Raw genomic sequence first — 21,156 nt, 5'->3', positions numbered from 1 at the left:
ATGGACCATCGCTCCGCCAATCCCTTGGCTTACGAGGTCTCCCGGGCTTTTGTCCCGCCGTGCACCCGATGGGATGTCTCTCCATCGGGAGCCGCTCTCGGACCAGCCGCGCCCTGCGGCGCCGGAACCCTAGCGGCTAACTCGATTGAGAGAAAGCAAATGGCGTGCCAGACGCCAAAACGCCGGAAAACCTGATGATCCGATTAAAAACAACCAAAAAGTGCATACATTTGAAGCAAGGATGCCCGCAAAAAAGGCATCGATCGCCCCTGATCGAAGAGGGGGCGACTGGGGTTCATTCCCGATCGCTGAATCACGGACACGGCGCTGGCTGGTGGCCAGAGGTAAGCAGGCGAACGAGAGGCGACGGGACGCCGGCGTTGTTGGCGCTTTCCGGCGCAGAAGTACGACATTGAGCAGACAACCCATGGGTGGCCAGAGTGCTACCGAAAACTGGGGCGCCTTCGAGGCTCGTGTCTCCGCCTCAGGACGTCACCTTTGCGGTCCTGCCATAGGCTAACAGCATGCCAATGATGACAGTGCCGTAGATGATCTGCCGGCCGGCCTCGGGCATCTGCATGATGGAGAGCACCGAGTTCAGGAGAACGATCAGCACCACGCCGACAAGCGTGCCGATGTAGCGACCCTGCCCGCCGAGAATGCGCGTTCCGCCAAGAACAACGGCTGCAATGGCCGGCAGCAGATAGGGAAGCCCCATGCCTTGATAGGCCTTCGCCGAATACCCGGCCAGAAGCACGCCGGCGATCGCCGCGCAGATGCCGGAAACCATGAATGTGCCGACGATGACCAGCCGGGTACGAATGCCGGAGAGATAAGCTGCGCCTTCGCGATTGCCCGTTGCGTAAATTGACCGTCCGAAGCTGGTCCGGGTCAAGATCACCGCTATACACACCGACACCATCGCCCAGACGAAGATCGCAACGGGTATACCAAGGATATGATCGGCCGCGAGAAACCGCATAAGCGGCGTTGCCTGATCTTGCGGTGCAAATCCACCGGTATGGGCAACCATGAGGCCCCGAAGAACCGAATCCACGCCCAGTGTGAAGATCATGGAGGGAATGCGCAGATAGGCAACCCCCAGTCCGTTCAGGAGCCCCACTATCAGCCCGACCGCGATGCCGGTGGGCAAAGCCATGTTGCCACCGACGCTCGCCGCCATCATCGCCGAGGCCGTCAGTGTCCACGGCACGGAAAGGTCGATATGGCCAAGCAGAATTACCATCATCATACCCGCCGCAACGATGCCGAGGAATGATCCTGTCTGCAGTTGCTGCAGGAGATAATGCGGCGAAAGGAGGGGCGCCGTCCCCTGCATAGTCAGCGTATAACCTGTGCCGATCAGCAGGATGACAATGATGCAAAGCGAGGCAGCGATGATCGGCTTGTTTTCGGGCTGGATACTGGAAAGGAATTTGGTCATCACATCTCCTAGCGAAAGAGGTCCAGTCTGTTCTTGACTCGAAGCGTACGCAGGGCGCCGAGGCTGACCGCTGCCAGCAGCACGATGCCTTCCATCAACGGCTGCAGGAGCGGGTCAATCGAAACGATGCGGAAATAGAAGGAGATGACGCGAAGGATACAGGCCCCGATAAGCGAGGCGATTGCACCGCCGACGCCACCCAGCAAGGATGTGCCGCCAAGCACCACCGCTGCGATGGAATTGAGAGTATAGGCGCCAGCCTGCATCACGTCGGCATTGCCGGAGGACGTCTGGATCGCCAGATAAAGGCCGCCGCAGGCGGAAAAGAAACCCGCCAAGGCGAAGGCAGCAATCTTGGCCCGGTTGATGGGAAGTCCGGACATGTAGGCCGCGCCCTCTGCTGACCCGATGGCATAGACGGTGCGCCCGGTAACCGACTTGCGGAAGGGCATCCAGACAGCAAAGGCCACGAGAATCAGAATGACGAGCGGTGTCGGGATCCACGCGAAGGGGGCAAACCATGCGGCATCCGGATCGAAGACCTGATACGTATCAACAAAGTCCCATAGGCTGTTGGTGACAGCCCAGTTCAGGTCTCCGTCGATTTCGCCGCCCGGCTTTGGCCGGATGAAAAGGGCCAAGCCAATGGCAATGGCGCCCGTCGCCAGCGTGACGATAATCGGCTGCAGCCTCCCGTAGACGACGATGATGCCGTTGATCAGGCCGAATGCCGTGCCCGCGAGCAGAGTGATGACCATGCCGAACAGGATTTCGGCGGGTGAACCGTTGACCAGTTCTGACGCAAGACATGAGGTCAGCGTCATCACTGCACCGACGCTCAAATCCAGGCCTCCAAGCAGAACCGGCACGGTTTGAGCCATGGCGAGAAATGCTATTGCGACTGTTTCATTCGCATTCTGGACCAATACGGCTGACGAGAATCCGCGAGGGTGGAGGATATTGTAGACAAGATAGATGACCAGCAGCAGGGCGAGTGCACCATAGAAGGCTCGGCTTTGCCGAACGCTGTTAGCCAGATTGCTCTTGAAGCTTTCCATGCCAGCCCTCATGCTGCCGTCTGCGCGCTGATGTTGAGAGACGCGGCGACAATGGTTTCCTCGTTGATCGCCTCGCCGCTAAGTTCCCTTGTGATCACGCCGTCATACATGATGGCGACACGGTCACAGCAGCCGACCAGCTCGGCATAATCGGTCGAATAAAACAGGATCGCCTTGCCCGCATCGGCGAGTTCGCGCATCAGTTTGTAGATCTCCTGCTTCGTGCCGACATCAATGCCGCGGGTCGGATCGTTCAAAAGGATGACGTCCGGCTGGGTCATCAACCATTTTGCGATGACGACCTTCTGCTGGTTGCCCCCAGACAGCGTTGCCACGGCGTCGGACGCCTTGTTGACCTTGATCTGCAGTTTGCGGATGCCATCCTCGACCGCTGCCTTTTCCTTGATCCCGTTGATGAAGGGGCCGCTGCAAACCTTGTCGAAAGAGGCAGCAAGCAAGTTGTCTGCGATCGACATGGGCAGCATCAGCCCTTCAGTTTTCCGGTCTTCCGGAACCAGGGCTATACGTGTCCTACCGGTTTTGGCTTTATACGGCGAGGAAGCCGCAACAGGGCTTCCGCTGGCTTTCACGGCGCCGCCGACGCCTCTCAAGACGCCGAAAAGGGCGAGCAGCAATTCCTTCTGCCCCTGACCGTCCAGCCCGCCGAGCCCGACGATTTCACCCTTGCCCAGGTGCAGATTGACACCTTTCAGCCGGTTCTCCCAGGAGAGGTTTTCGATCTCGAAGAAGGGCAAGGCCTGGCGCGGCGGCTTGGGCGGAAAATGCGCCTCCACATTTCTCCCGATCATCATGCGCACGATCTCTTGAGAGGAGCGCTCACCTTTTGCGAAGGTGTCGACGTGACTCCCGTTTCGAAAGACAGACAGCGTATCGCAGAGCCGATCCACCTCATGCATGCGATGAGAGATGAACAGCGATGCGACATTCTCGTTCTTCAAGTCACCCAGCAGCCCGTAGACGGTCTCCACATCGCGGCTCGTCAGCGCCGAGGTCGCTTCGTCCAGGATCAGCACCTTTGGCTGCATGCCCAATGCCTTGGCAATTTCCACCATCTGCCGGCGCGAAAGAGACAGGTCGCGCACAAGCGTATTGGGGTTCACGTCTTCGCATTTGATGCGGGCGAGAAGCGCCTCGGCACGGCGTTTCTGTTCGCGCCCATTGATCAGACCGAAGCGGCGCGGTGGATCGGAAATGGAAATATTGTCCGCGACAGTGAGGTCCGGCATCAGCGACAGTTCCTGGAAAACACAGACAATCCCGCATTTCGCAGCCTCTGCAGGCGACCAAAATCGCATCGGATGGCCGTTGAGGTGCATCTCGCCCCTGTCGGGCTGGAGCACCCCGGACATGATCTTGATCAGCGTCGATTTGCCTGCGCCGTTCTCGCCCAGGATGGCGTGAGTGCTGCCGGTGCGGCAGGAAAAGTCGACGCCGTTCAGCGCAATGGTGCCCGAGAACGACTTCGAAATTCCGCGCAAGTCCATGATCGGAATACCCGCATGGCTATTGTCGGTCACGATTTTCACTCCTCCCAATCCCCACCATGAAAAGCTCATTCAGCCGGCCCGCGGCACATAGACGGGAAACCGGATAAGCATGCCGGCCAGAGCCGGCATGCCTTGCCTGATGTCTGGATTTAATTCGTGTCGGACTCGTCCTGCGCCATAATGGCCGGACCCGAGATATTCACGCCGCAGGGTGGGAACTCGTTGACCGTGAAAAAATTGTCCGGAAGGTTGGACCAGTAGTTCTCGCCATCTTTGAGTTCCTTGTAGGTCGCAACCGGCAGCGGAACCGAGATCAACTGCGGCATCACGTTACCCTCGAGCGCCGAGATCGCCGCCTTCATCGCGATCGCCACGAGACCGGGTGACTGGCCAATGGAAATGCCCTTGAGACCGTCAGCGGAATGCTCGGCAATGGCCTTGCGGAAGCCGTTCTCCGATTCACCGGCGATCGGCACCCAGGGATGACCTGCATCCTTCAGCGCCTGGATAACGCCGTTGGAACCGCCCTGCCCCACAACGGCATTGAACTGCCCGTGCACGGCAATCGCGTCTGCGACAACCTTCTGGGTGGTGCCGTCGTCCCAGTTGCCGACGACGGAGACCATCTCCCACTTGCCACCATCCTTGGTAAACACCTCGTTGATGCCGATCGAACGGTCGCGATCCACGGAGTTTCCGGGCAGGCCTCTCACCTCAAGGATCTTGCCTTCCTTGACGCCCTTGGCGTGCAGTTCATCAAGCGCGAACTGACCCCACATGCGGCCCATTTCGAGTTGGTTCTCGTTCACCTGCATGACCTTGTCGGTGTCGAGGACATTGTCGAACGGAACCAGGACGACATTGTTCTTGTCGGCAAGCCGGATCACGCGATCGAAACCGTCTGGCGCAACCGCAATCGTGACGATGGCGTCATAGCCCTGATTGATGAAATCCTCGATGGCCCCAAGCTGGGCGGGCGCGTCCGTTCCCGTCGAGACGACCTTGAACTCGGCAATTTTATCCTTCACGGCCGGGTCCTGAGCATAGGCCTTGGCGGTCTTGATCATCTGAATCCGCCAGGTATTGCCGACGAACCCATTGACGATGGCGACCTTGTAGGGGCCATCCTTCTTCGGCCATTGCATATATTTGGTGTCAGCGCTCCACGGCGCGAAGCAACCAGGTTCTGCGCCGGGACCCGACACGACTTCGGGGCCAGCGAATGATGTGGCCGCGCTCAACAGCAGCGAAGCTGTGGATGCGATCAATAAAGCCTTCAGTTTCATGCTCCTCCTCCTTGGTACCTTCTCTGGCACCCTTGTTGGTAGACGCCACCCCATGTGTGCGTCTCACGTCGCGGCCGGAAAGCCTCCTCCCTCCGGCAGCATCCCCGACCGCCAAGCCCCGAACTGCGGCAAGCCTGCATGCAGGCGCCCCTCCATTCTGACCTCAGAAGCGATGCGATCATCGGCCGGCGACCCGCGAAGTCGGGCGCGCAAGTGCTCGACACACACGCACCGCGACTTGCGCCTCGTCATCTCCGGACAGTTTCTGTGCCTTACCCCCTGCAACCGCAGCTGCAGGGGCATTAACAGCCCGGACCGCCTCTGAGTCAATAATAATATTAATTATTATTAAGAATAATATTACTAATCGTGTAGCTTGGCATTACCCCCACCGAAGCCATCCGACAACAGCGATCCACGCGCCGTACAAACGCCGCCCGGACCTTCATCACGCTTGATCTTCAAGGGGCCGGAACCGCGCCCGTTGCTGCGGGACCAATGTCCGTCAAATCGAGTTCGCTTGCGCGCTTTGCACCTGACGGATGGGATCAGACCCTCTGTCCCGATTCAGACAGCGCAAGCAAACACCACAGGAAAAACACCGTCTGTGCCAGACCGACCGCCGCGCACCGTTGACAATCACCAGGCCCACTGATTGATATGATGTCAGACCAATTTGAGGTGACGATGAAGTCCGCCCTTACCCCTCTACCGCCTGCAGATCGCGGCCGACAGGTGACGGATTCGCTGGCGGCGTATATCCAGCAATCGGCGCTCGCTGCAGGCGACCGACTGCCAGCAGAGCGGGAATTGATGGCAGCGCTCGGTGTCGGTCGCTCGACCATCCGCGAGGTCATCCGCCAATTCCAGGCACTCGGCGTCATGGAAACCCGCAAGGGCAGCGGCACCTATCTGTTGAAGCCGATCACATCGGCGACGATCCATATGCCGCTCTCGGTCAACATGGGCAGCCTGCGCGATGCGCTATTGCAGACGCTCGAAGTTCGCCGGGGCATCGAATGCGAGGCTTGCATGGCGGCGGCCCGCCGCCGCACCAAGGATGATCTTCGCCGCATCAGCGAGACGCTGGTCGAAATGGAACGCGTGCATCTGGAAAAGGGCACCGCCGGCAAGGAAGATTTGGCCTTCCACCTCGCCATTTACGACGCCACCCACAATCCGCTGTTCCGCCAACTGCTCGAACAGATGCGCGAAGCTTTCGAGCGCTTCTGGGACACACCTTTCGACCGGCCGGACTTTGCCTTCAGGTCCTTCCCCTATCACCGCACCCTCTACAACGCGATCGTCGCCCAGGACACCGAGGCGGCACGGCGCGAGACCATCAAGATCCTCGACATCGTTGAGGAAGACATCAAGGAAATGTCCAAATGATCAACGGCTCCGACCCGTTCGAGCTTGCCTCCCTCATCGTCGCCCATGACGAAACCAATGCTTTTGAGGCGGTCGTTCCGCCGATCGTGCAGACCTCCCTCTTTACGTTTGAGACCTACGACGAGATGGTTGCGACCTATCGCGGCGAGCGCAATCGCCCGGTCTATTCGCGCGGCCTCAATCCGACGGTGCGTCATTTCGAGGAGATGCTGGCCAAGCTCGAAGGCGGCGAGGATGCGCTCGGTTTCGGCAGCGGCATGGCGGCGATCTCCTCGACTGTCATCACCTTCGTCGAGCCCGGCGACCGGATCGTTGCGGTGAAAAACCTTTACCCCGATGCCTTCCGCCTGTTCGGCACGCTTTTGAAACGGATGAAGGTTGAAGTCACCTATATCGACGGCACCGACCTCGACGCAGTGGACGCGGCCATGGCCGGTGCCCGCCTGCTCTATCTCGAAAGCCCGACCAGCTGGATCATGGAGACCCACGACGTCGCGGCACTCGCGGCTATCGCCAGGAAACACGGTGCCGTCAGCGTCATCGACAACAGCTGGGCAAGCCCGATCTTCCAGCGCCCGCTGTCGCTCGGTGTCGATATCGTCCTGCATTCGGCCTCGAAATATCTCGGCGGCCACAGCGATGTCGTGGCCGGCGTCGTGACGGGCTCGAAGACCCTGATCGACCGCATCCGCGGCGAGGCCCTGCCCTATCTCGGCGGAAAGATGTCACCCTTCGATGCCTGGCTGCTGATCCGCGGCTTGCGGACGCTTCCGATCCGGATGAAGGCGCATGAGGCGTCGGCGCTCGACATCGCCCGCCGGCTGAAGGCGCTCGATGTGGTCGAGCAAGTCAACCATCCGGGCCTTGCCAATCAACTGCCGCCGGGCCTTTCCGGCACCTCCGGCCTCTTCTCCTTCGTCTTCCGCGAGGGCGTCGATATCAGGGCCTTCTGCGACCAGCTGCAACTCTTCAAACTCGGCGTCAGCTGGGGCGGCCACGAAAGCCTCGTGGTGCCGGGCGAAGTCGTGCTGCAGCAGAAAGCCCAACCGAATTCCGCGCATGCCTTCGGCATGAACCCGCGGTCCGTGCGCCTCCATGTCGGCCTCGAGGGAACCGAGGTCTTGTGGAGGGATCTGGAGACGGCCATCGCCGCCGCCCGACTACCCTGAGCCTGTCGAACCAAACCCAAAAAGCAGTGGAGGAACTGTATAATGAAAGCCCTTTTGACAGCAGCCCTGATGAGCGCGCTGATGGCGGGGACCGCCCTTGCCGACACCACGCTCAAGCTCGTGGAAGTGATCACGAGCCCCGAACGCACTGAAACTCTGAAATCGATCGTCTCGAAATTCGAGGCAGAGAATCCGGGCACCAAGGTGGAGATCATCTCGCTCCCCTGGGGCGAAGCCTTCCAGAAATTTGCCACCATGGTCTCGGCCGGCGAAATTCCTGATGTCATGGAAATGCCCGACACCTGGCTGTCGCTCTACGCCAATAACGGCATTGTCGAGAGCCTTGAGCCCTATCTCAAGACCTGGGACCAGACGGCTGATCTCTCGGATCGCGCGCTCGAACTCGGCCGCGATGTCAAGGACACAGCCTATATGCTGCCTTACGGCTTCTATCTGCGGGCGATGTTCTACAACAAGAAGCTGCTAGCGGAAGCCGGCGTCTCCGAACCGCCGAAGACCATGGAAGACTTTGCCGAGGCGTCCAAGAAGGTTTCGGCTCTGCCCGGCAAATACGGCTATTGCCTGCGTGGCGGACCGGGCGGCCTGAACGGCTGGGTGATGTTCGGCGCTTCCATGGCCGGCTCGAACGCCTTTTTCACGGAAGACGGCACCTCCACCTTCAATTCCGAAGGTTGGGTCAAAGGTCTCACCTGGCTGATCGATCTCTACAAGAACGGTTATGCGCCGAAGGATTCGGTCAACTGGGGCTTCAACGAGATCGTCGCCGGCTTCTACAGCGGCACCTGCGCCTTCCTCGATCAGGATCCCGATGCCCTGATCGCGATCGCCGAACACATGGGTGAGGACGACTACGGCGTGATGACCATGCCGAAGGGACCGGATGGCAAGACCTTCCCGACCATCGGTTATGCCGGCTGGTCGATGATGTCGGCCAGCGCCAACAAGGATTTGTCCTGGAAGCTGATCGCCACGCTGGAAGGCAAGGAAGGCAATATTGCCTGGAACAAGCGCACCGGGGCGCTTCCGGCGCTGAAGTCCGCCGAAAGCGATCCCTTCTATGCAAGCCCGCAGTTCAAGGGCTGGTTCGAGGAGCTTTCGGACAAGGATGCGGTCCCAACCGTGATGCCGACGCATCTCGAGGAATTTGCGTTCTTCAAGGATTCGCTCGTCATCAAGACCTCGCAGCAGGCCCTGCTTGGGGACATTACCCCGCAGGAACTGGCCGACCAGTGGGCCGACTACCTGACCAAGGCGCAGCAGAAGCACCTGGCCAAGAAATAAGCCATTGACGACCGGGCGGAGCATTCCAACTTCGCCCGGTCGATTGATGCCCAACCAGAAGAAGGCCTGAACGATGACATCGACCCTCCACCGGGGTGATCGGCGGACGCTGCTCAAGCGAATAGCCGATGCATCGGACCCGTATCTCTACAGTGCGCCGGCGCTGGTCCTGATCATTGCGGTCATGCTGGTGCCGCTGGTGCTGGGCATTTCCTATGCCTTTCGCGACATCCAGTTGCTCAACCCCTTTTCCGGCGGCTTTGTCGGCCTCGACCACTTTCGCGCCCTCGGACAGGATGCCGATTTCTATCGGGCGCTGAAGAACACGCTTTGGTGGACAGGCGCATCGGTCGCCCTGCAATTCATCTTTGGGCTGATCTTGGCCCTTCTGCTCGACAAACCGTTTTACGGCAGAGGTCTCGCCCAGGCGCTCGTCTTCCTGCCCTGGGCAGTCCCGAGTTTTCTCGCTGGCCTCAACTGGGCATGGCTGTTCAATCCGGTCATCGGCCCCCTGCCCCATTGGCTCTTTGCCATGGGCATCCTTTCCGAACCCAACAACATCCTGTCGGATCCAGCACTTGCCATGTGGGGGCCGATCGTCGCCAATGTCTGGTGGGGCATCCCTTTCTTCGCCATCACGCTGCTCGCCGCCCTGCAGGCGATCCCCCGCGACCTCTATGAGGCCGCTTCCATCGATGGTGCCGGCCCCGTGCAACGCTTCTGGTCGATCACGCTTCCCTTCCTCGCCCCGACCATCGCCATCACCGTGCTTCTGCGCACGGTCTGGATCTCGAACTTCGCCGACCTGATCATCGTCATGACCAATGGCGGGCCGGCCGATCGCACCCAGATCGTCGCCTCCTACATCTTCACCCAGGCCTTCAAGCGGCTCGATTTCGGTTATGCCTCGGCGATCGCGCTGGTGCTGCTCGTCCTGCTGCTCGCCTATTCCATGCTGATCGTGCTGCTCAGGCAGTCGCTGTTGAACAAGGATTGAGCGCATGAGGCCGTCCCGCATTGCCCTGACCGTCGCGCACCGATTGGCGATCCTCGCCTATATCGTCGTCGCCCTCTTTCCGCTCTACTGGCTCTTGAAGGTCGCGGTCACGCCGAACGATCTGCTCTACAGCGAGGGGGTCAGGATGTGGCCGTCGCGCACGACCTTCGAGCACTTCACCTATGTGATCGCGCACAGCGCCTTCCCGACATTCTTCAAGAACAGTCTCATTGTGGCCGGTTCGACCGCCTTCGTCGTCACGATCATCGCCTCCCTGTCCGGCTATGCGCTGTCGCGCTTCAACTTCCGCGCCAAATACTGGATCGTGGCGCTGATGCTTTTGACCCAGATGTTTCCGCTGGTCATGCTGGTGGCGCCGATCTTCAAGATCCTCTCGCCGCTCGGCCTCACCAACAGTCTGACCGGCCTCGTCGTCGTCTATTCCGCCTTCAACGTGCCCTTTGCCACGTTCCTGATGCAGTCCTTCTTCGACGGCATCCCGAAGGATCTGGAGGAAGCGGCGATGATCGATGGCGCGACCCAGTTCGTCGCCTTCCGCCAGATCATCCTGCCGCTGACACTGCCGGGGATCGCCGCCACGCTCGGTTTCGTCTTCACCGCGGCCTGGTCGGAACTGCTCTTCGCCCTGATGCTGATCTCGGGCAATGACGCGGCCACCTTCCCCGTCGGGCTCCTGTCCTTCGTGTCGAAATTCTCGGTCAATTTCGGGCAGATGATGGCAGCCGGCGTGCTTGCCCTCATCCCCGCCTGCCTCTTCTTCCTCCTCATCCAGCGCTATCTCGTGCAGGGCCTGACGGCCGGCGCGGTCAAAGGCTGAAAGGTCTTACCCCATGGCTTCCATCGACATTTCCGCCATCCGCAAGAGTTACGGCCATTTCCCGGTTCTGCACGGCGTGGATCTCACCATTCGTGACGGCGAGTTCATCGTTCTGGTCGGCCCCTCCGGCTGCGGCAAGTCCACACTGCTCAGGATGATTGCGGGGCTTGAAGAGGTAACCTCGGGTGAAATCTCGATTGAAGGCCGACGGGTCAACGACCTGCCGCCAAAAGACCGCGACATCGCTATGGTGTTCCAGTCCTATGCGCTCTATCCGCACATGACGGTTGCCGACAACATGAGCTACAGCCTGAGGCTCAGAAAAACAGGCAAGGAACGGATCGCCGAAATCGTCGCCGGTGCCTCGGCGAAACTTGGGCTCGACGCTCTTTTGCAACGCCGTCCCAAGGCGCTTTCCGGCGGCCAACGCCAGCGCGTTGCGATGGGCCGCGCCATCGTGCGCCAGCCCAAGGCCTTCCTGTTCGACGAGCCGCTCTCCAATCTCGATGCGCGACTGCGCGAGCAGATGCGCGCCGAGATCAAGAAGCTGCACAAGGAACTGGGCGCAACCTCGATCTACGTGACCCACGACCAGATCGAGGCCATGACGCTCGCCGACCGGATCGTCGCCATGCATGGCGGCGTGGTCCAGCAGGTCGGCGCGCCGCTCGACCTCTATGACCGCCCTGCCAATCTCTTCGTTGCCGGCTTCATCGGCTCGCCTGGAATGAACTTCCTTGAGGGCCACTATGTCCTGGAGGGCGGTCAGGCCTCTGTCCGCTTTGCCAACGGGACCTCCGTTGCAGTCGAACCGCGCAAGGCTTTGGCATCCAATAGCAAGGTCACGCTCGGCATTCGGCCGGAGCATGTGGTGATCTCTTCTGCGGGGGCAATCGAAGCAGGCGTCGACCTCGTCGAGCCGACAGGTTTTGGCATCATCATGCACCTTTCGGTCCACGGCCTGCCGTTCAAGATCTTCACCCTCGACCGGAGTGTCCTGAGCGCCGACCGCACCATCCGCGTCGACTTCCCGATCTCCCGACTGCACCTGTTCGACGGCGAGGGACAACGGGTCGACTAATTCGCGTGCTGGACCTCGGACGTCGTATGCCGAGCACGTGTTCCGGATGGCCCGAGTGAGCGACCGCTCATCACCGCCGAATGATGCCGCCTGATTGCGACGCTGATCAGCCATGCCGACGCGCCCGCGCTTTGATCTGCCTTTGCGGCTTCGGCTTACCCGCCCACCGAAGAGCATGTCGTAAAGGTCTCGACAGGGTTTATCGCCGTGCTACCGCAACGCCCTGGACGAGCTGAAGCTCGACACCGGCCCCATCCAGTGCCTTGGCGACATCCTCCGGCGGCGCGCGATCGGTGACGAAGTCGGTGATGGCATCGAACCCGCAGACGCGCACCAGGCCCTCACGGCCGAATTTCGACACGTCGGTGACCACCATGGCGTGCCGTCCTCGACTGAGAACCATGCGAGCGAATTCTGCCTCTTCGAGATCATAGTCCATGATCCCCTGCGCATTGACGGCTCCGGCAGAGATGACCGCATGGGTCACGGAAAAGCGGCTGACAAAATCGATTGCCGTCGAGCCGAAAGCGGCGCCATTGTCGCTGCGCAGTTCCCCGCCCGCCATGTAGACCTTGTTGTCGTTGACCGTCGCAAGCGTGCGGGCGATGTCGGAGGAATTGGTCACGACGGTCAGGCGGCGATGCTTCAGAAGCTCGCGCGCAAGAAAACTGGTGGTCGTGCCGGTATCCAGCATGATCGAATCCCCGTCGCGGATCGTGGATGCCGCCTTGGCCGCGATCGCCCGCTTGGCCTCGGCATTCTCGCGAATTCGCTTTTCGAACGGTGCCTCGCCGATGATCGACGGGAGGCTGACCGCACCATGCATCTTGATCAAAGCGCCATCGCGATCGAGCGGCTTCAGATCGCGCCGCACCGTTTCAAGGGAAACGCCAAGTGCCGCCGCAAGATCGGCAATCGTGATCGTGCCCTCACGTTCGACGAGACGCAGGATGTCGCGATGTCGTTTCGATGGCGTCATGGCTGCAGCTTCCTCTTCCCCAAATCCGCCACCCAAAGCGGCGTATTCGGGCATAAAAACACAAAATACCACAAATGAACATTGACATTTCCCTGTGCCCCATCTGACATTGCGTCCAGCACCGGCGGCACAAGATAGGAAAACCACAGGGAACGTTGCCGAGGCTGAAACCGCGCCCGAACGGGCGATCACAGGTTCACTGGGAGACGTCGCATGCGTGAGGCTGAACCGGCTGTCAGAACTGTGGAGCCCGACGAAATCAGGCGGGCCGCAGCTGTGAGAAAAGCGCCATGACCTCCATCGACCGCCGCACAGAGGACCGCATTTACCACCTCTCCTGCTGGAACGGGCCGGTCTCGATAGAAGCCCTGCATGGGGGCTTGAGCAATGAAAGCTATCTGGTGAGTGACGCGTCCGGGCGCCATGTCGTGCGGCTCGGGGTCGATTATCCCTTCCACCATGTCTCGCGCGACCGCGAAACCATGACGGCGAGGGCCGCCCATGCCGCCGGCTTCGCACCGAAGGTGGAGCATTCCGAGCCCGGCATCATGGTGACGCAGTTTCTGACCGCGCAGACGCTGGCCGGCGCCGACATCGCTACCCGCAGCGATCAGATCGCGTTGATGCTCAAGCGTTTCCACCAGGAAATGCCGCATCACGTGACCGGCCCTGGCTTCATGTTCTGGGCCTTCCACGTCATTCGCGACTATGCCCGCACGCTTGACGCGGGCAACAGCCGGATGCGGGCGGAACTGCCCCGGTATCTTTCGCTTGCCGCAGAACTGGAAGCAGCTCAGGCCCCACTTCCCATCGTCTTCGGCCACAACGATCTCCTGCCGTCGAACATTCTCGATGACGGCGATCGCCTCTGGCTGATCGACTTCGAATATGCAGGCTTCTCGACCGCCATGTTCGACCTCGCCGGCGCGACCTCGAATGCCGGCCTGTCGCCGGATCAATCTGAGGCCTTCTTCAACGCCTATCTGGGTTCGGAACCATCAGCTGAACTGCGTCGCGCCATGGCCGCCATGCAATGCGCCTCCCTGCTGCGTGAGGCCATGTGGAGCATGGTGTCCGAACTTTACCTCGATGCGCCGGGTGCCGACTATGTCGGCTACACGGCCGATAACCTGAAGCGTCTCGATGAAGCGCTCGACCACTATTATTCCATCTATGGGAAACAGACATCATGACGCTGCCCACCCACGCCCAGATCGTCGTCATCGGCGGCGGCATCATCGGCTGCTCGACGGCCTATCACCTTGCCCGCGATCACAAGGCGGATGTGATCCTGCTCGAACAGGGCAGCCTCACCTCCGGCTCGACCTGGCACGCGGCCGGCCTCGTCGGCCAGTTGCGCTCGTCGGCGTCGATCACCCGCGTGCTCAAATATTCGGTCGATCTCTACAAGGGGCTAGAGGCCGAGACTGGCCTTGCCACAGGCTGGAAGATGACGGGGTGCCTGAGGCTCGCGACCAATCAGGACCGCTGGACAGAGTTCAAACGGCTGGCGACCACCGCCGGCAGCTTCGGCATGGAGATGCATCTTGTCTCTCCGGAAGAGGTGAAGCGCATGTGGCCGCTGATGAATGTCGACGATCTCGTCGGCGCCAGCTGGCTGCCGACCGATGGCCAGGCGAGCCCCTCCGACATCACCCAGTCGCTGGCCCGCGGTGCGCGCATGCATGGTGCGAAGATCGTCGAGAATGTCCGCGTCACCGGCTTTGAGATGAAGGACGGCCGGATCCTGAACGTGAAGACCACACTTGGCGACATCGCCTGCGAAAAGGTGGTCAATTGCTGCGGCCAGTGGGCCCGCCAGATCGGCGCCATGGCCGGCATCAATGTGCCGCTGCAGCCGGTCAAACACCAGTATATCATCACCGAGAAGATCGAGGGCCTGTCGACAGATGCGCCGACCATCCGCGACCCGGATCGCCGCACCTATTTCAAGGAAGAGGTCGGCGGCCTCGTCATGGGCGGCTATGAGCCCAACCCACAGCCTTGGACGACGGGTGACGTGCCGGACGAATGGGCCTTCCGCCTGTTCGACGACGACTTCGATCATTTCGAACAGCATATGATGCAGGCGATCGACCGCATCCCGGCGCTGGAAAAGGCCGGCGTCAAGCAGATGATCAACGGGCCTGAGAGCTTCACCCCCGACGGCAATTTCATTCTGGGGGCAGCGCCCGAATGCAAGAACATGTTCGTCGGCGCCGGCTTCAACGCCTTCGGCATCGCCTCGGGTGGCGGCGCCGGCTGGGTGCTGGCGCAATGGGTTATCGATGGCGAGGCACCGCTCGACCTCTGGGTGGTTGACATCAAGCGCTTTGCCGGCATGCATCGCGATCGGCAATGGGTGCTCGACCGGACGCTTGAGGCCTATGGCAAACACTACACCATCGGATTTCCGCATGAAGAATATGAAAGCGGACGGCCGCGTCTCGTCTCGCCCCTCTACGAGCGGCTGAAGAGCCATGGGGCGGTGTTCGGCTCGAAGCTCGGCTGGGAACGGCCGAACTGGTTTGCGCCTGCCGGTGTCGAACCGAAGGACGTCTACTCGATGGGGCGGCAGAACTGGTTCGCACCCGTCGGCGATGAGCATGCCCATGTCCGGGACGCAGTCGGCGTCTTCGACCAGTCTTCCTTTGCCAAATTCGAGCTGTCGGGTCCCGATGCACTGAAGGCGCTCGACTGGATCTGCGCCAATGACGTGACAAAGCCGGTCGGGCGACTGACCTATACGCAGCTTCTCAACACGCGTGGCGGCATCGAGGCGGACCTGACCGTGGCCCGCATCGCCGAGGACCGCTTCTATATCGTCACCGGCACGGGCTTCCGTACCCATGACTTCGGCTGGATCGCGGATCACATTCCCGCAGGCCTTAACTGCCATTTCTCGGACATCACCGAGGAGTGGGGCACGCTCTCCCTGATGGGACCAAAGGCGCGAGACGTGCTGGCGAAGGTGACGACGGCTGATGTCTCCAATGCAGGCTTCCCGTTCGGGCAGGTTCGTGATCTCCAGATCGGCGGCGTTGGCATCCGGGCCCTGCGCATCACCTATGTCGGCGAACTGGGCTGGGAACTGCATGTGCCGATCCACGCCCTCGGCGAAGTGTTCGACGCGCTGATGGCAGCCGGTCGGGCTCATGCGATCAGACCGGTTGGCTACCGTGCGCTGGAATCGCTGCGGCTGGAGAAAGGATACCGCGCCTGGGGTGCGGATATCACGCCGAACGACACCCCCCTGGAAGCTGGCCTCGGCTGGGCGGTCAAGCTTGCCAAGGGCAGTGATTTCCTCGGCAGGGCCGCACTTGAACGGCAAAAAAGCGAGCCTTTGAAAAAGAGACTGATGGGGTTCACCGTAGCGGACAAGGATATCGTGCTGGTCGGTCGCGAAACGATCATGCGCAATGGCGAGCCGGTCGGCTACCTCACCAGCGGTGGTTACGGCTACACGATCGGCAAGAATGTCGGCTATGGCTATGTTCGCAATGCCGAGGGCGTGTCTGACGACTTCCTCCGAAGCGGCACATATGAACTCGTGGTCGCGGCCGACAGGACGCCCGCAGAAATCGCCTTCGGCCCGCTGGTCGATCCTGCCATGGCCCGCGTCAAGGCCTGATCCGCTCGAACGTGGTGTCCTTCCGGGCGCTCACCTTCCGGCCAGCGCTCTGAAGCTTGGAAAATTTCCGAAGCGGCCCAGGTAAATATTTTCTTGAGATTTCCTCGCCAGGCTTCCATAAGCTGATGGCGAGGAGTTGTCGTGCCATGGTCACAATCAAAGAAATCGCCAAGGCGGTGGGCGTGTCGTCCGGCACGGTGTCGCGCGTCCTGAACTATGACCAGACGCTCTCGATCTCCGAGCCGAAGCGGCAGGCGATCATCGAGACGGCCGAAGCGTTGAATTATGCGACACCTCGGGCGCGGCGCAATGCACAGCTTCCACCGCTGCAGATCGCCATGGCAAACCATGCGGATGTCTCCGCCCGGATCGCCGTCATCCACTTTCTCGCCCCGAACGAGGAACTCGTCGACCCCTATTATGTCGGCGTTCGCCTCGCGATCGAGGCGCGCTGCCGCGAGTACAAGATCGAGATTGCCAAGGTCTTCAATCCGGATGTGCCTGTCGACCTCTCTTTGCTGGCCGGGCTTTCTGCGGCCATCATCGTCGGCCACCACCCCCGCGCGGAAATCGAGGCCATGGCCCGGATCTGCCCGCAGCTGATCATGGCCGACTACAATCCCCGTATGCCGCAATTCGACTGTGTGCGTGCCGATCTGGGCGAGGCAACCGTCAACATCCTCGACAGTCTCGATCAGGCCGGCTACCGCCGGATCGGCTTTGTCGGCGGCTACGAACTGATGGACAATGATGCCCTGATGCATGGCGAGCAGCGGTGCAAGGCCTTCATCGAATGGCACGAGGCGCGCGGGCGCTATCGCCCCGACCTGCTGGCGCTTGGCCAGAGCGAACGTTTCGGGCAGAACCTGCGCCTGGAAACGGGTTACCAACAGGCCCGGACCCTGTTGGCGCTGCCCGAGCGCCCCGATGCCATCGTCGCGGCCAACGACAACATGGCGATCGGAACCTATCGGGCAATCCAAGAAGCCGGGCTGTCGATCCCGAATGATATCGCCGTCGTCGCCTTCAACGACATTCCCGTTGCCCAGTTTCTGGTGCCGCCACTGTCCACCATGCGCATTCCGGGAGAACTGATCGGAGAGGCCGCCGTCGACCTGATGGTCGAGCGGTTGAACGGCCGTGACTATTCCAAACATGTCACGATCCCGACGCAGATGGTGTGGCGCGGCAGCACCCGCAAACCCTGATCGAAGGATTAGGTTCGATTCCAGCCACTTACCGCACTGCAAAAAATATTTAGTAAAAATTTTCTTGGCTGCCCCCGGTTTTTCGGGAATAGTGACGGCGAGGCAGGGGATGAGGCTGCCGCGTTCAACGTCATAAGGGAGGAACACATGGATTATTCTCGCGTGCTCAAGCGCTCCGTCTCGGCCGCGCTGACGGGTGCAGCACTTCTGTGCAGCACGGCCGCCTTTGCCGGCGAAGTCACCGTCTGGTGCTGGGACCCGAACTTCAACGTCGCGATCATGAAGGAAGCGGCAGCCCGCTATACCGCCAAACATCCGGAAACGACCTTCAACATCGTCGACTTCGCCAAGACCGACGTCGAGCAGAAACTGCAGACGGGCCTTGCCTCCGGCATGACCGACACGCTGCCGGATATCGTCCTGATCGAGGATTACGGCGCACAGAAATACCTGCAGTCCTTCCCCGGCTCCTTTGCCGCGCTGACCGACAAGATCGACTACTCCGGCTTTGCCAAATACAAGGTCGACCTGATGACCCTCGAAGGCCAGGTCTACGGCGTGCCCTTCGATTCCGGTGTCACCGGCCTTTACTATCGCAAGGACTATCTCGAGCAGGCCGGCTACAAGGCCGCCGATATGGAGAACCTGACCTGGGACCGCTTCATCGAGATCGGCAAGGACGTCAAGGCCAAGACCGGCCACGAAATGATGGCGCTCGACACCAATGACGGCGGCCTGATCCGCATCATGATGCAGTCCGCCGGCCAGTGGTATTTCAATGCCGATGGCAGCCTCAACATCACGGGCAATGCAGCACTCAAGGCAGCCCTCGAAACCCAGGCGCGGATCGTCAAGGAAGGCGTTGCCAAGCCGACAAGCGGCTGGAACGACGGCATCAATGCCTTGACCTCCGGCGACGTCGCCTCGGTCCTGATGGGTGTCTGGATCACCGGCACGGTCAAGTCCCAGGCCGACCAGTCCGGCAAATGGGCGCTGACTGCCATCCCGAAACTGTCGATCGACGGCGCAACTGCCGCCTCCAACCTCGGCGGCTCCAGCTGGTATGTTCTCGACGCTTCCGCTGAAAAGGATGAGGCGATCGACTTCCTCAACGAGATCTATGCCAAGGATCTGGACTTCTACCAGAAGATCCTCACCGAGCGCGGCGCCGTCGGATCGCTTCTTGGAGCCCGCACCGGCGAAGCCTACCAGAAGGCCGATGAATTCTTCGGCGGCCAGACGGTTTGGCAGAACTTCTCCGACTGGCTCGTCCAGGTGCCGGCCGTCAACTACGGCATCTTCACCAACGAACTGGATACGGCCGTGACGGCCAACTTCCCGGCGCTGGTCAAAGGTACGTCCGTTGATGACGTCCTGAAGGCGATTGAAAGCCAGGCTGCCGGCCAGATCCAGTAATCCGATCCCACAGGGGCTCTTTCCTGTGATCGAGCCCCTGTCCTCCCGGAGACGTGCGGCGCAAGCGCCGCGCGCCTTCGCGTCGCACAACAAGGTTCAGTGACCGCTGATCGGGGTCGGAAACACCGCATGGCCAGCACATCCAGATCCAGCCTGAGGCGCTATTACGACGTGAACGGATGGCTGTTCGTGGCGCCTGCCATCGTGCTCATCTCGCTGTTCATGCTCTATCCGATCCTGCGTTCGCTTGCGCTGTCCTTCTATTCGGGCCGCGGGATGATGCTGAAATTCTCTGGCACCGGCAACCTGGCACGGCTCTGGAACGACCCGGTCTTCTGGCAGGCTCTGGAAAACACGGTCATCTTCTTCATCGTGCAGGTGCCGATCATGATCACCATGGCGCTGATCCTGGCAGCCATGCTGAACAATCCCAAGCTGCGTTATTCCGGCCTCTTCCGGACGATGATCTTCCTGCCCTGCGTTTCCTCGCTGGTTGCCTATTCCATCCTGTTCAAGAGCATGTTCTCGCTCGATGGCGTCGTGAACAATGTGCTCCTGACGATCGGCATCATCGGACAGCCGATCGAATGGCTCACCGATCCCTTCTGGGCCAAGGTCCTGATCATCATCGCGATCACCTGGCGCTGGACCGGCTATAACATGATCTTCTACCTGGCCGCCCTGCAGAACATCGACCGTTCAATTTACGAGGCAGCGAAGATCGACGGCGTTCCGTCCTGGGGTCGCTTTGCCTTCCTGACGATCCCGATGCTGAAACCGGTGATCCTGTTCACCACGATCACCTCGACGATCGGAACGCTGCAGCTGTTCGATGAGGTCTATAACCTGACCGAGGGTAAGGGCGGGCCGGCCAATGCAACGCTGACCCTTTCGCTCTACATCTACAATCTCACCTTCCGCTTCATGCCGAATTTCGGTTATGCGGCGACCGTCTCCTATGTCATCGTGCTGATGGTGGCGGTTCTCTCCTTCGTGCAATTCTACGCCGCGAGGGAACGCACATGATCTCGACGCTTCGCCGCCGCCTGCCTGACATCGTGCAATATGCCGTGCTGTCGCTCGCCGCCTTCCTATCCGTCTTCCCGTTCATCTGGATGGTGATCGGTGCGACCAATACGACGAGCCAGATCGTGCGGGGCAAGGTGACCTTCGGCACCGCGCTCTTCGACAACATCGCGTCTTTCTTCGCTCAGGTGGACGTGCCGCTGGTCTTCTGGAATTCGGTGAAGATCGCGATGGTGGGCACCGCGCTGACGCTGCTCGTTTCCTCGCTTGCCGGCTACGGCTTCGAGATGTTCCGCTCCAAGCTCCGCGACCGCGTCTACACCGTGATCCTGCTGACCCTGATGGTGCCTTTTGCGGCCCTGATGATCCCGCTCTTCATGATGATGGGTAAAGCGGGGCTGATCAACACGCATGTGGCAATCATGCTGCCGATGATAGCGTCTGCCTTCATCATCTTCTACTTCCGTCAGGCCTCGAAAGCCTTCCCCACCGAGCTTCGCGATGCGGCCAAGGTGGATGGGCTGAAGGAGTGGCAGATCTTCTTCTACATCTATGTGCCGGTGATGCGCTCGACCTATGCGGCGGCCTTCGTCATCGTCTTCATGCTGAACTGGAACAACTATCTCTGGCCGCTGATCGTCCTGCAATCGAACGACACCAAGACGATCACACTCGTCGTCTCGTCGCTCGCCTCGGCTTACGCGCCCGAATACGGGACTGTCATGATCGGCACAGTCCTCGCCACCCTTCCCACCCTTCTCGTCTTCTTCGCCATGCAACGACAATTCGTGCAGGGCATGCTCGGCTCCGTGAAATAGGAT

At 60.6% G+C, this 21,156-nt stretch carries 17 protein-coding genes and 1 riboswitch; of the genes, 12 read left to right on the top strand and 5 right to left on the bottom strand.

Annotated features, from left to right (window positions below; translation table 11 throughout):
- Positions 1-36: 36 nt before the first annotated feature.
- Positions 37-144, bottom strand: a riboswitch (guanidine-I (ykkC/yxkD leader).
- A gap of 340 nt (positions 145-484) precedes the next feature.
- The 4 genes from DFO46_RS20830 to DFO46_RS20815 form a co-directional block, all read right to left on the bottom strand.
- A complete protein-coding gene (locus tag DFO46_RS20830) occupies positions 485-1,444 on the bottom strand; it encodes an ABC transporter permease (RefSeq protein WP_120278904.1) in 960 nt (319 codons plus the stop codon).
- Between the two features lie 8 nt (positions 1,445-1,452).
- The gene (locus DFO46_RS20825) at positions 1,453-2,502 is read right to left on the bottom strand and encodes an ABC transporter permease (RefSeq protein WP_120278903.1); all 1,050 of its coding nucleotides are present in this window, start codon (positions 2,500-2,502) and stop codon (positions 1,453-1,455) included.
- 8 nt (positions 2,503-2,510) lie between these two features.
- Positions 2,511-4,007 (bottom strand): sugar ABC transporter ATP-binding protein, encoded by a 1,497-nt coding sequence (locus DFO46_RS20820; protein WP_120278983.1) that lies wholly within the window; start codon positions 4,005-4,007, stop codon positions 2,511-2,513.
- Between the two features lie 152 nt (positions 4,008-4,159).
- Positions 4,160-5,296 (bottom strand): sugar ABC transporter substrate-binding protein, encoded by a 1,137-nt coding sequence (locus tag DFO46_RS20815; protein WP_120278902.1) that lies wholly within the window; start codon positions 5,294-5,296, stop codon positions 4,160-4,162.
- A 660-nt stretch (positions 5,297-5,956) separates the two neighbouring features.
- On the opposite strand from DFO46_RS20815, the gene DFO46_RS20810 reads away from it, so the two are divergent.
- The 6 genes from DFO46_RS20810 to ugpC all read left to right on the top strand — a co-directional run bounded on the left by DFO46_RS20810 (position 5,957) and on the right by ugpC (position 12,075).
- Complete coding sequence (locus tag DFO46_RS20810; protein WP_120278901.1) at positions 5,957-6,688, top strand: FadR/GntR family transcriptional regulator; 732 nt, start codon at positions 5,957-5,959, stop codon at positions 6,686-6,688.
- Positions 6,685-7,857 (top strand): PLP-dependent transferase, encoded by a 1,173-nt coding sequence (locus tag DFO46_RS20805; protein ID WP_120278900.1) that lies wholly within the window; start codon positions 6,685-6,687, stop codon positions 7,855-7,857. Before DFO46_RS20810 ends, DFO46_RS20805 begins: the two co-directional genes overlap by 4 nt.
- 42 nt (positions 7,858-7,899) lie before the next feature.
- Positions 7,900-9,159, top strand: coding sequence for a sugar ABC transporter substrate-binding protein (locus DFO46_RS20800; protein ID WP_120278899.1), 1,260 nt, complete (start codon positions 7,900-7,902; stop codon positions 9,157-9,159).
- A 73-nt stretch (positions 9,160-9,232) separates the two neighbouring features.
- Positions 9,233-10,156, top strand: a complete 924-nt coding sequence (locus tag DFO46_RS20795) for a sugar ABC transporter permease (protein WP_120278898.1) — start codon at positions 9,233-9,235, stop codon at positions 10,154-10,156.
- A 4-nt stretch (positions 10,157-10,160) separates the two neighbouring features.
- Complete coding sequence (locus tag DFO46_RS20790) at positions 10,161-10,994, top strand: carbohydrate ABC transporter permease (RefSeq protein WP_110792857.1); 834 nt, start codon at positions 10,161-10,163, stop codon at positions 10,992-10,994.
- A 13-nt stretch (positions 10,995-11,007) separates the two neighbouring features.
- Positions 11,008-12,075, top strand: coding sequence for a sn-glycerol-3-phosphate ABC transporter ATP-binding protein UgpC (ugpC, locus tag DFO46_RS20785; RefSeq protein ID WP_120278897.1), 1,068 nt, complete (start codon positions 11,008-11,010; stop codon positions 12,073-12,075).
- 199 nt (positions 12,076-12,274) lie between these two features.
- On the opposite strand, the gene DFO46_RS20780 is transcribed toward ugpC, so the two are convergent.
- Complete coding sequence (locus tag DFO46_RS20780; protein ID WP_120278982.1) at positions 12,275-13,054, bottom strand: DeoR/GlpR family DNA-binding transcription regulator; 780 nt, start codon at positions 13,052-13,054, stop codon at positions 12,275-12,277.
- A gap of 290 nt (positions 13,055-13,344) precedes the next feature.
- Here DFO46_RS20780 and DFO46_RS20775 point away from each other — a divergent pair, with 290 nt between their 5' ends.
- The 6 genes from DFO46_RS20775 (at position 13,345) to DFO46_RS20750 (ending at position 21,153) form a co-directional block, all read left to right on the top strand.
- The gene (locus DFO46_RS20775) at positions 13,345-14,247 is read left to right on the top strand and encodes a phosphotransferase (protein ID WP_120278896.1); all 903 of its coding nucleotides are present in this window, start codon (positions 13,345-13,347) and stop codon (positions 14,245-14,247) included.
- On the top strand, positions 14,244-16,685 hold the full coding sequence (locus DFO46_RS20770; RefSeq protein ID WP_120278895.1) for an FAD-dependent oxidoreductase: 2,442 nt from the start codon (positions 14,244-14,246) through the stop codon (positions 16,683-16,685). Before DFO46_RS20775 ends, DFO46_RS20770 begins: the two co-directional genes overlap by 4 nt.
- A 146-nt stretch (positions 16,686-16,831) precedes the next feature.
- Positions 16,832-17,893, top strand: a complete 1,062-nt coding sequence (locus DFO46_RS20765; protein ID WP_120278894.1) for a LacI family DNA-binding transcriptional regulator — start codon at positions 16,832-16,834, stop codon at positions 17,891-17,893.
- Positions 17,894-18,040: 147 nt separating this feature from the next.
- The gene (locus DFO46_RS20760; protein ID WP_120278893.1) at positions 18,041-19,309 is read left to right on the top strand and encodes an extracellular solute-binding protein; all 1,269 of its coding nucleotides are present in this window, start codon (positions 18,041-18,043) and stop codon (positions 19,307-19,309) included.
- 129 nt (positions 19,310-19,438) lie between these two features.
- Positions 19,439-20,335 carry a sugar ABC transporter permease gene (locus DFO46_RS20755; protein WP_120278892.1) on the top strand — a complete coding sequence of 299 codons (897 nt, stop codon included), beginning with the start codon at positions 19,439-19,441 and terminating at the stop codon, positions 20,333-20,335.
- Positions 20,332-21,153 (top strand): carbohydrate ABC transporter permease, encoded by an 822-nt coding sequence (locus DFO46_RS20750; protein ID WP_120278891.1) that lies wholly within the window; start codon positions 20,332-20,334, stop codon positions 21,151-21,153. Before DFO46_RS20755 ends, DFO46_RS20750 begins: the two co-directional genes overlap by 4 nt.
- Positions 21,154-21,156: the final 3 nt, after the last annotated feature.

The organism is Rhizobium sp. AG855, from assembly GCF_003610655.1.
Lineage (GTDB): Bacteria > Pseudomonadota > Alphaproteobacteria > Rhizobiales > Rhizobiaceae > Allorhizobium > Allorhizobium wuzhouense.
Note: the sequence above shows the minus strand (reverse complement) of the source record. Positions and strands in the feature narration are given on the sequence as shown.